The organism is Nocardia violaceofusca NBRC 14427 (assembly GCF_963869435.1).
In the GTDB taxonomy this organism is placed as follows: domain Bacteria; phylum Actinomycetota; class Actinomycetes; order Mycobacteriales; family Mycobacteriaceae; genus Nocardia; species Nocardia aobensis.
This window is the reverse complement of sequence record NZ_CAWMPM010000013.1, coordinates 1-14,109: the sequence shown is the minus strand read 5'-3', so window position 1 is coordinate 14,109 and position 14,109 is coordinate 1. Positions and strand designations below refer to the sequence as shown.

At 69.5% G+C, this 14,109-nt stretch carries 14 protein-coding genes; 8 read left to right on the top strand and 6 right to left on the bottom strand.

The window, feature by feature from the left end; all coding sequences use genetic code 11:
* Positions 1–60: 60 nt before the first annotated feature.
* Together AC5592_RS11965 and AC5592_RS11960 are read right to left on the bottom strand one after the other, a co-directional pair.
* Positions 61–318: a hypothetical protein gene (locus AC5592_RS11965; RefSeq protein WP_036502027.1), complete on the bottom strand. Its 258-nt coding sequence runs from the start codon at positions 316–318 to the stop codon at positions 61–63.
* Positions 318–1,346, bottom strand: a complete 1,029-nt coding sequence (locus AC5592_RS11960) for an RNA polymerase subunit sigma-70 (protein WP_084506580.1) — start codon at positions 1,344–1,346, stop codon at positions 318–320. Before AC5592_RS11960 ends, AC5592_RS11965 begins: the two co-directional genes overlap by 1 nt.
* Positions 1,347–1,569: 223 nt before the next feature.
* On the opposite strand from AC5592_RS11960, the gene AC5592_RS11955 reads away from it, so the two are divergent.
* Positions 1,570–2,184, top strand: coding sequence for a hypothetical protein (locus AC5592_RS11955; protein ID WP_036502030.1), 615 nt, complete (start codon positions 1,570–1,572; stop codon positions 2,182–2,184).
* A gap of 15 nt (positions 2,185–2,199) precedes the next feature.
* Here the strand turns inward: AC5592_RS11955 and AC5592_RS11950 are convergent, their stop codons facing one another.
* On the bottom strand, positions 2,200–2,553 hold the full coding sequence (locus AC5592_RS11950) for a MerR family transcriptional regulator (protein WP_036502033.1): 354 nt from the start codon (positions 2,551–2,553) through the stop codon (positions 2,200–2,202).
* Between the two features lie 132 nt (positions 2,554–2,685).
* On the opposite strand from AC5592_RS11950, the gene AC5592_RS11945 reads away from it, so the two are divergent.
* From AC5592_RS11945 to AC5592_RS11935, 3 genes are all read left to right on the top strand, one after another.
* Entirely contained in the window at positions 2,686–3,123 is a 438-nt protein-coding gene (locus AC5592_RS11945; RefSeq protein ID WP_174372305.1) for an Hsp20/alpha crystallin family protein, read from the top strand.
* Between the two features lie 119 nt (positions 3,124–3,242).
* Positions 3,243–3,449 (top strand): Rv3202a family protein, encoded by a 207-nt coding sequence (locus tag AC5592_RS11940; protein ID WP_094027173.1) that lies wholly within the window; start codon positions 3,243–3,245, stop codon positions 3,447–3,449.
* A gap of 288 nt (positions 3,450–3,737) precedes the next feature.
* Positions 3,738–4,229 carry a DUF2231 domain-containing protein gene (locus tag AC5592_RS11935; RefSeq protein WP_063064371.1) on the top strand — a complete coding sequence of 164 codons (492 nt, stop codon included), beginning with the start codon at positions 3,738–3,740 and terminating at the stop codon, positions 4,227–4,229.
* Positions 4,230–4,323: 94 nt separating this feature from the next.
* On the opposite strand, the gene AC5592_RS11930 is transcribed toward AC5592_RS11935, so the two are convergent.
* On the bottom strand, positions 4,324–5,055 hold the full coding sequence (locus AC5592_RS11930; protein WP_063064370.1) for an IclR family transcriptional regulator: 732 nt from the start codon (positions 5,053–5,055) through the stop codon (positions 4,324–4,326).
* Positions 5,056–5,229: 174 nt separating this feature from the next.
* On the opposite strand from AC5592_RS11930, the gene AC5592_RS11925 reads away from it, so the two are divergent.
* From AC5592_RS11925 to AC5592_RS11910, 4 genes are all read left to right on the top strand, one after another.
* A complete protein-coding gene (locus AC5592_RS11925; protein WP_063064220.1) occupies positions 5,230–6,042 on the top strand; it encodes a 2-keto-4-pentenoate hydratase in 813 nt (270 codons plus the stop codon).
* Between the two features lie 5 nt (positions 6,043–6,047).
* Complete coding sequence (locus AC5592_RS11920) at positions 6,048–7,028, top strand: acetaldehyde dehydrogenase (acetylating) (RefSeq protein ID WP_036502039.1); 981 nt, start codon at positions 6,048–6,050, stop codon at positions 7,026–7,028.
* Positions 7,025–8,050: a 4-hydroxy-2-oxovalerate aldolase gene (dmpG, locus tag AC5592_RS11915; protein WP_036502040.1), complete on the top strand. Its 1,026-nt coding sequence runs from the start codon at positions 7,025–7,027 to the stop codon at positions 8,048–8,050. Before AC5592_RS11920 ends, dmpG begins: the two co-directional genes overlap by 4 nt.
* A gap of 169 nt (positions 8,051–8,219) precedes the next feature.
* Positions 8,220–9,401, top strand: a complete 1,182-nt coding sequence (locus AC5592_RS11910; RefSeq protein WP_063064219.1) for a helix-turn-helix domain-containing protein — start codon at positions 8,220–8,222, stop codon at positions 9,399–9,401.
* 88 nt (positions 9,402–9,489) lie between these two features.
* Here the strand turns inward: AC5592_RS11910 and AC5592_RS11905 are convergent, their stop codons facing one another.
* Complete coding sequence (locus tag AC5592_RS11905; RefSeq protein ID WP_232329320.1) at positions 9,490–10,266, bottom strand: IclR family transcriptional regulator; 777 nt, start codon at positions 10,264–10,266, stop codon at positions 9,490–9,492.
* Positions 10,267–10,409: 143 nt separating this feature from the next.
* On the bottom strand, positions 10,410–14,109 hold a 3,700-nt coding region (locus AC5592_RS11900), incomplete at its 5' end, for a cation-translocating P-type ATPase (protein WP_157121776.1).

Genomic DNA, 14,109 nt, shown 5'->3' with positions numbered 1-14,109 from the left:
GTGCTCCTGTTCGGTGAATTTCGATGTCTTCACCTGTGTGACGCACGCCGGGTCGGTCCGTCATCGGTGGTGTCGTCGCGCGACCGCGGACAGCACCAGGGCCTCGGAGCCGGGGTTGAACAGCCGCCGCACCGGTACGGCGGCGAGGGCGAGGACAGCTCCGGCGGCGAATCGGGCGCGTCTGCCGCTGCGGCATTCCAGCTCCAGTTCGCCGCTGGTCACCACGACGAGGGTGTCGGCCCAGTCGGCGGCCGCGTAATCGAGTGCGTCCCCCGGCTGCAGCACCACGCTCCAGCGCCGCACGCGCCGAGCGTCCATCAGCTCTGCGACGGCAACGCGGGCGGCAGCGCGAACGCGGCGAACAACTCCGGCTGATGGAACAGCGCGATCTCGGCGAGCGCGTCGCCGTCGACGGTCAGCACCCCGATCGCGAACGCGTCGAACGCGTCCGCGCCGGGCTCGCGCCAGTACAGCCCGAACGCCGGTTGCCGATTCGCGCCGGTCGGCCGAAGCCGCCAGCCGCTGCCCATCTCGCCGAAGACGTGGTCGGCGAAAAATGTGCCGATGTCACGGCGACCGGCGAACCAGACCGTGCCCGGCGGCATGATCAGCGTCGCGTCGTCGCGCAGCAGGGCGACGAGTGCGGTCGGATCCGCGCTCTCCCACGCGCCGATCAGTTTCGCCAGCGCCCGGCGCTCGGATGCCGTCGACACCGGATGCCATCGATCTCGTTGTGCGGGAAGATGTTCCGACAGGGTGGCATGGGCACGCTGCAGCGCGCTGTTGACCGCCGCCCGGCTGACCCCCAACGCGGCGGCGGTGTCGGCGACCGACCAGTCCAGCGTGTCTCGCAGGATCAGCACGGCGCGCTGACGCGCGGGCAGCCGCTGGATCGCGGCCAGGAACGCCAGCTCGATCGTCTCCCGCGCGGTGACGACCGCCTCCGGTTCTTCTCCCGCGGCGGCCACGTCCAGCAACCGATCGGGATACGGCTGCAGCCACGGCACATCCACCGTGCCCAGCTCGTAGCGATGCGGGTCCGCCGGGCCGGCCAGATCGGCCGGCCACGCCCGGGCCTTGCGCCGCCGCAGCGCGTCCAGGCAGGCATGGGTCGCGATCCCGTACAACCACGCGCGCAGCGAGGCGCGCCCGGCGTAGGTGTCCAGCCGCGACCACGCCCGTAACAGCGTCTCCTGCACGGCATCCTCGGCGTCTTCCACCGAGCCGAGCATGCGATAGCAATGCACCTGCAGCTCCCGCCGCACCGGCTCGACCAGATGCGCGAACGCGACCTGGTCGCCGTCGCGCGCTGCCTCCACCCGCTGATCCATATCTGTATGACGCATCCGGGATCGATCAGTCATCGGTCTCCCGAAATCGACTGAGCCGTGCGATCACTCGGACAAACGACCAGGTGAGCCAATGGCGCACTGTGTCCGATCCCTCACGACCCGAATCGGGCGCTTCCGGTTTAGCGAGGCCGATACCGGTCATTCTGCGGAGGACGTTCTCGGCTCTATACGGAGGGTCGGATCGTTGTGTGTCGGCACGAAGAGGTTCACGTCATCCATGGGCTCCATCCACACTGGCCGCAACGACAGCGATCCCACCGCCCACGTCGCGGTACGGAATGCGTTGTCGCAGGCCTTCGAACTGGTCGACGCGATGCTGCGGTCCGATTACGCGGACCCGCAATCCCGTAGCGGCGATGCGGTATCCCTCACCCCTCAGCGAGCGGCGGGCGACGGCGTCATCCCGTTCGCGCGGGGCGCCGGACTGCTCCAGCGTGTCGAGCGAGCGGTGCAGCGCTGCATCGGCCATACCCAGCTGCGCAGTATCGTCGCGGTGACCGGCCCGGCGCGGCAGGTGCCGGATGCCGTGGCCGACCATGTCGAGGCAGTGGTCGCCGACACCGCCTCCGCTGCCGCCGCGCGAGCGGGCGTCGCGGCGATCGTCGTCACCGTCACCGTGGCCGACGTGCTCACCGTCACCATCGACACCCTCGACCCCACCGGCACCACCACGGCCGACGCGCTGCCGACGGCCACGGTGTCGACCGTGCACGCGCGCGCTCGCGAGGTCGGCGGCTGCTGCCGGGTCTTCCCCGGTGGCCGGGTCTCCTGGACGGCGCCGCTGCCACCGCACGGTAAGGACACGATCGCCGTCTACCCGCTCGGGTTCTGACCGCGACCGCCGCGGTCAGTGCGGTAGTCGCCGGTCGGTGATCGTGTCGCGCAGTTGGTCGCGTTCGGCGGTCAAGGCGGTGTTGTGGGCGCGCAGCGCGCTGTTGTCGTCTTCGAGATCGAGGATCCGCGCGATGGCCGACAGGTGAATCCCCTGCCGGGTGAGGGCGGTGATCCGCTGGAGCCGGGCCAGGTCGTCGCCGCTGTAGCGCCGGGTCCCGCCGGCGCTGCGTGCGGGCGTGATCAGGCCGTGTTGCTCGTAGAGGCGCAGGGTGTGGATTTCGATACCGGCCAGCTCGGCGGCGACCGATATCGGGTACACCGCCTGGCTCGACCCGGGCAGATGTCCCTCGCGCCGATCCGAACCCATCCTGCTCCCTTCTCCGTGCACAACCAGTTTATCTCCCACAGGTTCTTGCACTCTCCTCACCGGAGTGCTAAATAAATCTGTGTCAGGTAACAGAGGTTATCTGAGGTTCCTTCGAGTGATATAAGGAGTGAACTGGAGGTGGCGACCATGCTGATGCGCACCGATCCGTTTCGGGATCTGGACCGTTCGACGCAGCAGGTGTTCGGCACGCAGGCTCGACCGGTAGCGATGCCGATGGACGCCTGGCGCGAGGGTGACGAGTTCGTGGTGGAGTTCGACCTGCCCGGCATCGACCCCGATTCGCTGGATGTGGATATCGAACGCAATGTGGTCACGGTGCGGGCGTCGCGGCCCGGAATCGACTCGGGCAGGTCGATGATCGCGGCCGAACGCGGCCGCGGGGTATTCCGGCGACAGGTGATGCTGGGCGACAGCCTCGATACCGATCACATTCGCGCCGACTACCGCGACGGCGTACTCCGGTTGCGAATCCCGGTGGCGGACAAGGCCAAACCACGCAAGATCAGCGTGGACCGGGTCGACAACGACCGGCAGGCGATCACGGCCTGACCAGAACTGTGTATCCACGGGTGGGCCCGGTCAGCTGCGGCTTCCGGGCCCATCCGGCCCCTTTTCCGATCCGCACCGGTGCCGCCCGCGCCGGTGATCGCTCGCAGAAGGAGTCCGTGATGACCGCCTTTCCCGCAGGCAGCGACGCCGACCACGCCGAACAGCAGGCCCTGGCCGACATCCGCGACCACGACACCGGCCCGGACTTCACAAGGGTGCATCCCCTGGCCGAACGCATTCGCGACGCTTTCGACACCGCCGACCGCATCGATCAGTCCTGGACTCTCCCCCATGCCGATGACGACTACGACTGTCTCGCCTACTGACCACACGTCGCCACACCATCCAGGGCGGTCCGAGACGGCGGAAGCGGTCGTGCACTGGCCCGACCCCAGCCCACTGCAATCGTGGTGGGACACCGTCATGCGGCCCGCCCGCCGAGTCTCGGCCGACGCCGAAAGGAGATCGAGGCAACCTGTGGCAGCGCGTCGACCGGGCCGCGAATAACCGTCGAAACCGCCGCTGCGCTGGCTATGCTCGGTGCGACCCGTGGCGTCGGCGAGTTCGGGGCGGTCGTCGGCACCGTAACAATCGCGAGTGACCGAGGAGCCCCGGTGACCGTCATCCACAATCTGCCCGCGCACGTGCTGTTCGTGCATTTCATCGTGGTCCTGGTGCCGTTGACCGCGATCTTGGAAATCGTGTGCGCGGTCTGGCCGGCCGCGCGCCGCGGCCTTCTGGTGTGGCTGACGCTGGTGCTGGCGGTGATCGTCATGGTGCTGACGCCGATCACCATTCACGCCGGACAGTGGCTCTACAACCTGCGTCGCAATCCCGACGAGATTTTGCGCGAACACGCCGAACGCGGCGAGACGATGCTCTACTTCGCCATCGCCCTGCTGGTCGTCGCGGTGGCGTTGACCGGCCTCCACCTCGCCGAACGCCGCGGCGCCGATCTGCGCACGCTGGTCACGGTGGGGGTCGCCGTCCTCGCGGTGGTCGTCGGCATCGCATCGATCGTGCAGACCTACCGCGTCGGCGATGCCGGGTCGCAATCGGTGTGGGGCGACGAGATCGCACGCCTGCAGAAGAGCCGCGGCGACTGAGCGACGCCGCGATCCTCATCACAGAGACGAGGGGATGCTCACCACGTTGCTCGAGGCCGTCGATCTGCTCGAGCAGGGGCTGCCGCTGTAGCGATCAGCTGCCCGGGGCCGACATCATTCGTGCGCGGCGGGTGAGGGTCGCACCGATGCCGTCCGCGGCCGCCCGCACCGACGCCACATGACTTTCCGGATGGAATCGGTGCGAGGCGCCCGCGATGCTGATCGCCGCGACAACGCTGTCGGCCTCTCGCACCGGCGCCGCCACACACACCAATCCCGGTGCCGATTCCTCGAATTCATAGGCCACGCCCTCGGCGGCGATCCGATCGAGTTGCTTGCGCAACGTGCCGGGCAGCACGATCGTCCGGGGCGTATGGGCGGGTAGCGGGTCGGCCAGCACCCGGTCGCGCAACGACCGATCCGCATGGGCGAGCAGCGTTTTCCCGATCGCCGTGCAATGCACCGGCATCCGGCCGCCGATCCGCGACGGCGCACTCGCCTGGCGACGGCCGCCGATCTTGGTCAGATACACCACGTCCGTACCGTCGAGGACGCCCAGATGCACGGTTTCGTGGATGCGCGCGTTCAGTTCCTCGAGAAACGGGATCGCGACCTCCAGCAGGCTGCGCTCCACCGACGCGCGCATTCCGAGTTCGAACAGGTGGCCGCCGAGGCGATAGCCGACCTCGGTCCGCTCCAGCAGCCGGACGGTGACCATAGCCGACAGGACCCGGTGCAGGGTTCCCTTCGGCAGTTCGGTGCGCCGCCCGATCTCGGCCAGGCTCAATCCGCCGTCGTCGATCGAGAACGACTCGAGCACGGCCATCACCTTGCCCAGCACGGTGGAACCGTCCACCGTCCGTGCGCCATTGCCCGACTCCGCCGTACTCACCTCGCCGAGCTTACCCGGCGTTCCGCTCAGCGGAACGAAATGCTGGTGCGGCGGTCCGCTCCGGCGCGACAGTGAAGGCTCCCCGCACCGACTACTCCAGGATCTTGGATGCCGACACCACGACTCGACGACCGAATCGCCGCGGCCACGACCGCCGCGGCGCACCGGCTCAGCACCGCGGCGCGAACCGCCACCCCCTGCCGCCCCGTGCGGGACCTGATCGGAACCGACGACGTCGCCGCCGCCTACGCGGTGCAGGCGCGGTCGACCGCCGAGCGGCTCGCCGCGGGCGCCACGATCGTCGGCCGCAAGATCGGCCTGACCTCGCCGGCGGTGCAACAGCAACTCGGTGTCGACCAACCCGATTTCGGCGTCCTGTTCGACGACATGCACGTCCGCGAGAACACACCCATTCCCGCGAACCGCCTGCTGCAACCGAAGGCCGAAGCCGAGGTCGCGTTCGTGCTCGCTCACGACCTCGCCGACGGTCCGCTCGACGACGAACAGGTGCGCGCCGCGGTCGACTACGCCGTGGCCGCGCTGGAAATCGTCGACAGCCGAATTGCCGAGTGGGACATCACCTTCGGCGATACCGTCGCCGACAACGGCTCCAGCGGACTGTTCGTCCTCGGATCGCAGCGCCGCACCCTCGACGAGTTCGAACCCGTGTCGACGCAGATGACCATGTCGATCGACGGGGTCGAGGTGTCCACCGGCACCGGAGCCGCCTGCCTCGGTGATCCCCTGCTCGCATTGGCGTGGCTGGCGCGCACCGCGCGGGAATTCGGCGAACCCCTGCGCGCGGGCCAGGTGATCCTGTCCGGCGCGCTCGGGCCGATGGCCGCGATCACCGCCCCCGCCACCGTCACGGCCGACATCTCCGGGCTCGGCTCGGTGACCGCCGTCTTCATCGAGGAGTGAGACATATGAGCGACAACCGTGGCGCCGTCAAGGTCGCCGTCATCGGATCGGGCAATATCGGCACCGATCTGATGATCAAGGTGATCCGGCATTCGACCGTCCTGGAAATGGGCGCGATGGTCGGCATCGATCCGGAATCGGACGGTCTCGCCCGCGCCCGGCGGCTGGGCGTGCCCACCACCGCCGACGGCGTGCAGGGACTGCTGCAACTGCCGAATTTCGACGAGATCGAGGTGATCTTCGACGCGACCTCGGCCAAGGCGCACGCGGCGCACGCGGCGATCCTCGAGCCGCTCGGCAAACGGCTGATCGATCTCACCCCGGCCGCGCTGGGACCGTTCGTCGTCCCGGCGGTGAACCTGGACCAACACCGGCACGCCGAGAACGTCAACATGGTGACCTGCGGCGGGCAGGCCACCATCCCGATCGTCGCTGCGGTCTCGCGCGTCGCACCGGTCCCCTACGCCGAGATCGTCGCGTCCATCGCCTCGAAATCCGCCGGGCCGGGGACGCGGGCGAATATCGACGAGTTCACCGAGACCACCGCGCACGCGGTGGAAACGGTGGGCGGGGCGCGCCGGGGCAAGGCGATCATCATCCTCAATCCGGCCGAACCGCCGATGATCATGCGCGACACCGTGCTCTGCCTGACCGCGGCGCCGGATCCGGCCACCCACGCCGCGATCCGCGCATCGATCGAGGAGATGATCGCGCAGGTCGCCACCTATGTGCCGGGCTACCGGCTCAAGCAGCAGATCCAGATCACCCCGATTCCGGCCGACCAGCCGGTGCACACCTTGCAACCCGCCGACGACGGGCCCGCACCCACGCATCAGGTGAGCGTCTTCCTGGAAGTGGAGGGTGCGGCGCACTATCTGCCCGCGTACGCGGGAAATCTCGACATCATGACCTCCGCGGCGATGCGCTTCGCCGAATCGGTCGCCGACACGATCGCCGCCCCGGCAGAACAGGGAGCCTCGCGATGACCACGCAACTGTTCATCCAAGACGTCACACTCCGCGACGGTATGCACGCCGTTCGCCATCGCATCACCCCCGACGATGTCGGCAGGATCGTGGCGGCGCTGGACGCGGCGGGCGTCGACGCCGTCGAGGTCGCCCACGGGGACGGCCTGGCCGGCGGCAGCCTGAACTACGGACCCGGCAGCAATACCGACTGGGAGTGGATCGAGGCCGCGGCCGACAACCTCACCCACGCCCGGTTGACGACCCTGCTGCTGCCCGGCATCGGCACCATCGAACATCTCGAGCAGGCCTACCGGCTCGGTGTCCGCTCGGTCCGCGTCGCCACCCACTGCACCGAGGCCGACGTCGCCGCGCAGCACATCGGCAAGGCGCGCGAGCTCGGCATGGACGTGTCCGGCTTCCTGATGATGTCGCATATGGCCGAACCCGAGCAGCTCGCCGAACAGGCCAAATTGATGGAAAGCTATGGCGCGCACTGCGTTTACGTCACCGACTCCGGTGGCCGGTTGACCCTCGACGGCGTGCGCGATCGCGTGCGCGCCTACCGCCGGGTGCTCGATCCCGGCACCGAGATCGGCATCCACGCCCACGAGAATCTCTCGCTGTCGGTCGCCAATTCCGTTGTGGCCGTGGAGGAAGGGGTCACCCGCGTCGACGCCTCGCTCGCCGGGCACGGCGCCGGGGCGGGCAACTGCCCGATCGAACCGTTCGTCGCCGTCGCCGACCTGTACGGCTGGAAGCACAACTGCGATCTGTTCGCCCTGCAGGACGCCGCCGACGATCTGGTGCGGCCCTTGCAGGATCGCCCGGTGCGGGTGGACCGCGAGACACTCACCCTGGGATACGCCGGCGTGTATTCGTCGTTCCTGCGCCACGCCGAAGCGGCCGCGCAGCGCTACGGATTGGACGCGCGCACCATCCTGCTCGAGGTCGGCCGCCGCGGACTGGTCGGCGGGCAGGAAGATCTCATCGTCGATATCGCCCTGGACCTGCTGGGCGACACCAGCGCCGCCACCGCCTGAAACCCGAAGGGCCACCGAGTACGAACTACTCGGTGGCCCTTCGCTTTTCGTCAACGACGGTAAGTCGAGGGGTCATCGCCATTTCCACGATACCCATGCTTGACGAAAAGCCTTACTGATGTTCACCTTTCGAAGGACCGGTCCGAGAACAGGGACTTACCCTGGAGCCATGAGCCCTTCGTCCCACGCCGGACAGATCATTGCGGCTGAGCGGAAAGTTGCGGGTCTGAGCCAGCGGCAATTGGCCGATCGAGCGAACTACAGCCTGGCCATGGTCAAGGCGGTTGAGCAGGGTCGGGAGCCGGCGAGCCCGGCGTTCTTGGCTGCCGCTGCGCGCGCACTGCGGGTGGAGCCCGAACGGCTGACCGGTACGCCGTACCGCGACCTCATCGAAGAGGACGGGCCGCTGGAGGGGCTGTCCGAGTTGCGCGCCGTGCTTGCCGAGGGAACGTACGTGCGTGCCGTCGAACCGCCGTCGCTGACCGAGCTGGCCGCCGAGATGGCCGCTGTAGACCTTGCCTATCGAAATGACAAGGGACGCTCGGCCCTCGCGCGCATGCCGGGTCTGCTTCGCCGTTTGTACGGAGCGCTGCGCGAGGCCCGTGCAGACGAGCGCGGTGCGGTGTTCTCGCTGTTGTGCGCTGCATACGTGACCACCGAACGGCTGTGCAGGAGGTTCGGCTTCATTCAGCTCGCGCCCACTGTGCTCGACCGGCTCGAATGGGCTGCCGAGTCGGCAGACGATCCTCTGTACGAGGCCCAGGCCAAGGTCAAGCGGGCGAGGGTCCTCATGTACCACGACGCGAACGACACCGGACTCCGACTGGTCGAGGACGCGCTCAACGGAATCGAAGGCGACAGCGAAGCTGCGAACGCCGTACGTGGATACACGCACCTGTGCGGGGCGATTGTGGCCGCCCGGGCAATCCGCCCTGATACCGCCGCCGAACATATCGAACACGCGCGCCGCCTTGCACCGAGGATGCCCGGTGAATCCGACATGTACGGCACGTTGTTCGGCCCGGCGAATGTCGGAATTCATTCTGTCGCGGTGGCATTGGAGGCCGGCGATCCCGACCGGGCCGCGCGGGAAGGCTCGTCCCTCGTACTCCCCGAAGACATCGCACCGCCGCGAGCGGGGCACCACTGGCAGGACGTGAGCCGCGCATGGCTGATGATCGGCAAACCGGACCAAGCGCTGGCCGCGCTGAATCGGGCGCGGCGGGTGGCGCCGCAGCAAACCCGCCTACATCCGTCCGTCCGAGAAACCGTCTACGGAATCGCCGCAGCACAACGCCGACAAACCAACAGCCTCACCGGATTCGCCTCCTGGCTCGGCCTGCAACTCTGAAAGTGCCGTGGTCTCACCGGGCAGCTCGCCCAACTCGCCGCTGGGTGCGGGGATCGTCGCGAGCCGGCGCGGCTGATCTCGGCCGCTGTCATGCCAATTCGCGTCCCAGCTCCGCGGCCGCGGAGCGGAGTACGGCGACATAGCGCGGCAGCGACCGCTTCTCGTAGCGGACGCTCGGCATCGAGACCGACAACGCCGCGACAGCGGCGCCACTGCCGTCGCGCACCGCGACCCCGACCGCCACCACGCCCCGTTCGGAACGGCCGTCGTTGACCGCGAACTCGTTGCGGCGGATCTTCGCCAGTTCGGCGCTCAGCTGCCCCAGGTCGGGCGGCGGTTCGGGCCGTTCGGTGAAGCGTTCGGGCGCGTAGAGCGCCGCGAGCTCGGACGGCGGCACCTCGGCGAGCAGCACCATCCCGCCGGAGGTGCGCTGCGCGGGAAACACCATTCCCTCCCGGCTTCCCACCCGCAGCGCCTGACCGCACTCGACACTGGCGACGAACCGCACGGTGTCGGCGGTCCGGACGGTCAGATTCGCCGACTCGCCGAGCTGATCGACGATGCGCCGCAACTGCGGCAGCGCGGCCGTGCGCAGCCGGGACGCCGCCGACCGGGAATGCGCGGCGAGCTCGAGCAGCGGACCGACCCGATAGGCCCGATCGGAGTCCTGCACCGCGAAGTCGCGATACACCAGCATCTGCAGCAAACGATGCGCCGTCGAGGGAGCCACCCCGATCCGCTCCGCCACCTGCGACACGGTCAGCGCCCCCTCCAACTGCAACATGGCGGCGATGCGGAGCGCGTTGTCGACACTGGTGATGGCATAGGCCGGCGGGGCCTTGAACGGCTGGCCCAACTCGACCACCTCACTTCTGTACCGCAGAAAGATGCGTTCTCCAGATCGGAACAGGCTCCACGATAGCCGCCTGGCTGACAGACCCGCCTTCACCTGGCACGCAGAGGTTACGGATCGAGGACCCGGCAGCGGTACCACGCGCCGAGCGACGGTCAATGAGATTGCGCGCCAACACTTTCGATGCTCAGCGGGTACTCGCGGTGATCGACGTATTCGTTGTCTTCCGGAGCGACGGTGGGCTGTCCTGGCTCGGTCGGGCGGCGGGAGGGCAGGAGCGCGCCGACGGCGGTCGCGGTCGCCGCCGACGTGAGCGCGGTGGTCCAGCCGACCGGACCGAGGGGGCGGCAACCGAAGTAGGTCGACAGTCCGGGCGTCATGACGACGGTGCCCAGGAAGGCCGCGCTGCCGGCCGCGGTGAGCCAGACCTGTGGGCTGTGGCGGGCGGCCAGGACCGTCTGCCCGAGCTGTGTCCCCACCAGCGCGACCAGGGCCACGGTCGCCGCCCGGCGTTCGGTACCGGTCCAGCGGGCGATCGACCACGCCACGGTCGAGGCGGCCGCGGTGGTGGAACCGCGGATCACGATCGTGCGGCGCAGATCCGCGGCGACATCGGTGCGCGGCCGCGCGGCGAGCTGTTCGGCGAGCAGATCGGCGCGTTCCTGGTGGCCGGTGGGCTCCTCGTCACCGGACCGCTCGGTCGACAGCGCCACGGCCATCGCCGGGAACATGTCGGTGAGCATGTTGACCAGCAGGAACTGCCTGGTGCCCAACGGGGCCCGGCCCGCGAGCGCGGTGCCGAGAACCGTGAACGCGACCTCACCGGCATTGCCGCCGACCAGGATGCCGACCGCATCGCTGACGCGCCGCCACATGCCGCGCCCCTCGATCAGCGCGTGCAGCAGCACCAGCGGGTCGGGATCGGTCAGCACCAGATCGGCGGCATTGCGGGCGGCGGTCGATCCCTGCGCCGTGAGTCCGATGCCGACGTCGGCGGTGCGGATCGCGGCCGCGTCGTTGCCGCCGTCACCGGCCATCGCCACCACCTCGCCACGCCGCTGCAGCGTGGTGACGATGCGAACCTTCTGCTGTGGGCTGACGCGGGCGAAGACGCTGCTGCGCGCGATGAGCTCCGACTGCGCGGCATCGTCGAGTTCGGCCAGATCGCTTCCCGTCACCACCGGATCGGCGTCGATACCCAGATCGGCGGCGATCGCGGCGGCGGTGACGGGATGGTCGCCGGTGATCATTCGCACGCGAATGTCGTTGCGCTGCAACGCGCCGACGAGTGGGCGCGCCTGCGGACGCGCGGTGTCGGCGAGTCCGATGAAGCCGAGCAGGGTGAGCTTCTCGACGGCGCTCACCACATCCCCCGGCGCCGCGGACAGGTCGCGGCGGGCGACGACCAGCACCCGCAGCCCGCGTTCGGCCATGCGATGAATCATGCGGTCGGCCGCCCGGCGATGGTCGGCGGACATCGGTTCGTCGTGATCGGCGCCGTCGCGACGGGTCCGGATCGCGGTGCAGCGGGCGAGCACGATCTCCGGCGCCCCCTTCACGATGAGCCGCCAGTGCCGCCGCCGCGTCTGTCCCAGCGTCGCGGCGTATCCGCGATTCGATTCGAAGGGCAGTTCCTCGACCGTATCCCAGCGCTCGTCGCGGTCGAGCCGCTCCGCGGCGTCGAGCACCGCCTGATCGGTGGCGTGCACGATCGGGCCGTCGTCCGGATCGGGGCAGGCGTGCGCCGCGGCCCGCAGCAACCGGCGGGCACGGGGGTCCTCGTCCTCGGGCGACCACTGATGCTCGAGGTCGGCCAGGGTGGTCAGCCGCAGGCGGCCGAAGGTGAGGGTTCCGGTCTTGTCGAAGCAGATGGTGTTCACCCGGCCCAGCGCCTCCACCGTCCGGCTGGCCCGCACCAGGAGACCGTGGCGAGACAGGCGCCGGGCGACGGCCAGCTGCGCGACCGTCGCGACGAGCGGAAGTCCTTCCGGCACAGCGGCGGTCGCGACCGCGACCCCGTCGGCGATGGCCGCGCGGATGCGCTGGCCTCGCAACCAGCCCAGCGCCGTGACCAAGGATCCGCCGCCCAGTGTCAGCGGCAGCGCCTGATCGCTGAGCGCACGCAGCTGTGCCTGCACTCCCCCGAGGCGCGGCGGCACCGCGACCGCGGCGGCGCGGTTGGTCTCGGTGTCGGACCCCACCGCGACCACCACGGCCACCGCGGCGCCGTTGACGATCGTGCTGGCCTCGTACACCATGCAGCGCCGGTGATTGAGGTCCACGCCCGGAGTGGCGGGACTGTCCTTGGGCACCGTGACCGATTCGCCGGTCAGGGCCGATTCATCGACTTCCAGGTCGTCGGCTCGCAGCAGCCGCGCATCCGCCGGAACGACATCGCCGGTGCGCAGCGCGATCACGTCACCGACCATCAGGGCCGTACCGGGCACCGATTCGCTCGGCGGCTCGAGTTCGTGGTCGAGCGCGGCGCGGTCGACGCGGCGGCCGGTGATCCGCTCGTGCGCGATCAGGTCCCGCAGCGCGTTCTCGGCGCGTTGGCGCTGCAACGCCGACACCACGGCATTCACCGCCACCACACCGGCCACCAGCGCCGCATCGCCGGGCGACCCCAGCACGGCGGAGGCCGCGGCGCCGACACCGAGAATCGGGGTGAGCGGATCGGCCAGCTCGCGCCGCACAGTGGCGAGGAAGCGCGTCGCCGGGGACAGTTGCGCGGGAATACGGGCGAGCGGCGCGGTCCACGATCGCGTGGGAGCCGGCTCGCCGCGTTCGGGCTCCGGCAACCGCGTCAGCACTTCGTCGGGTTCGAGACTGTGCCAGGGAACCAGCGGTGCGCCCGACTCCGGGAGCCGGCCGCGTGCGGCCTGTACGCCCGCCCATGTCCCCTGCAACAGGCCGCTGGCCTGCGCCGCGGTCACCGGCCACGCGTCGCGTGAGCGACCGGCGGCCAGCAGTAGGCCCGCGAGCGAACACGCCGAGAGCGCCAGGACGCGCCCGCGTTCGCTGACCTGGCGGGCGGGAGCCACCGTCAGCAGCACCCGCATGACCTGATCGAGATCGCCGCAGACCACATCGGCCGCCCACGGCATCGCCTCGACCTCGACGGCGCTGATCCGGCTCACACCGATGGCGACATCCGCGCAGTTCAGATCCCCGGCGGAGTCGGTGGCGACCAGCCCCACCGCATGTCCGTCGGACTGCAACCGGCAGACCAGTTCCGCCGCCGATCCTTCACGTTCTACGAATTCGTCTGCCAACGAACGCAATTCGAACGCATCACGCTGTCCGCGCACCACCACCTTCAGGCCCGAGGCCCGGGCGGCGAGCATCAGTGTCCGCGCGCGCGGATCGAGTTCGCGGCCGACCAGGACCCGGCCCAGCACGTCCGTTCCGTCACAGACTTCGTACCAGCCGGGAATCGAGTCGCCGGGATTGCGGTCCGGGTCCGGTCGCAGCCGGAGGTCGCCGGTATCCGGCGTCGCCGCGGCGGCGTCCGGTGCCGACCACAACAGTCGCTGAGCGGCGTTCCACACCTGAGCCGTGGTCCAGCCCGACGCGGATTTCTCGGCATTCCCCGGTTCGGATTCGCGGGCTTCGGCATCGAGCACCAGGCGTCCGCTTCCGTACAGCACGGCGCCGTCGATCACCAGGGCGCTCAATCGATCCAGCCGTCGCCACACCGAGGGATCCATCGTCAGCACGCCGGACGTCGCCAGCAGCGTCGATACGGTCGCCGCGAAACTTTCCCGGCTCGCCCGCGCGGCCTTCGGCGCCGCGAGCGACAACGCCCGGCCCACCGACGACAGGCCCTGCCCCGCGGCCACGGCAGCGGCCCCG